Annotated in this window: 1 protein-coding gene; it reads left to right on the plus strand. The window is 53.2% G+C overall.

Annotation, left to right across the window (positions count from 1 at the left end):
• The coding region (locus tag HW443_RS12230) for an N-6 DNA methylase (protein ID WP_176238337.1) at window positions 1-788 on the plus strand (788 nt) is incomplete at both ends.

The raw sequence follows: 788 nt of genomic DNA on the forward strand, positions 1-788 counted from the left end.
CTGTCGAGCTGAAGAGCCAGATGGCTGAGCTGGAAGACGGCGGAGTATTCAGGACATACGGCGTGCAGAACTTCCTGGAAGGGGATTTTTTCCGCTGGTACCTGGATGCCTGGGAGGAGGATGTAACAGAGGCGGTCAGGCTGTTGGCAACAAGGCTATCTGAGTTTGAGCCCACAACGCCGATCTTGCGGTCCGGTGAAGCCAGGGACCTTTTGAAAAAGCTGTATCAGTACCTCGTCCCCAGGAAGCTAAGGCATGACTTGGGTGAGTACTACACTCCCGACTGGATTGCCGAAAGGCTCTTAAACCAATTGGGGTATGATGGCAACCCAGACGTCCGGTTGCTGGATCCGGCGTGTGGATCGGGAACGTTCTTGACATTGGCGATCGACAGAGCCCGAGAGTTTATGGCCGCACGTTTCTTAGACCGAGACCCTCTGAAACGGAAAGAGTGCGCGAAAAAGATTTTACGGAACGTCGTAGGGTTTGACCTCAACCCCCTGGCCGTGATAGCTGCACGCACTAATTACCTTCTTGCCTTTGGAGATTTTTTGCGAGACGTCCGCCCCATTGAAATGCCCGTCTATATCTGTGACTCCGTGCTTACCCCTGTCCTGCAGAAAAAGGCCCAACAAAAACGACTCAGCCTCTTTGATAAGGCTCAAGATACTGACTTCTTTTTCCTTCCTACTTCCGCCGGGGAGTTCTTGATGCCCAAGGCAGTGCTCGACAAAGGAGTTCTGGGGCAAGTAACAGCCATGATAGAGAGCTGCGTAGAGGCCGGCTAT

It is taken from the genome of Candidatus Hakubella thermalkaliphila (assembly GCF_013281975.1).
GTDB lineage: Bacteria > Actinomycetota > Humimicrobiia > Hakubellales > Hakubellaceae > Hakubella > Hakubella thermalkaliphila.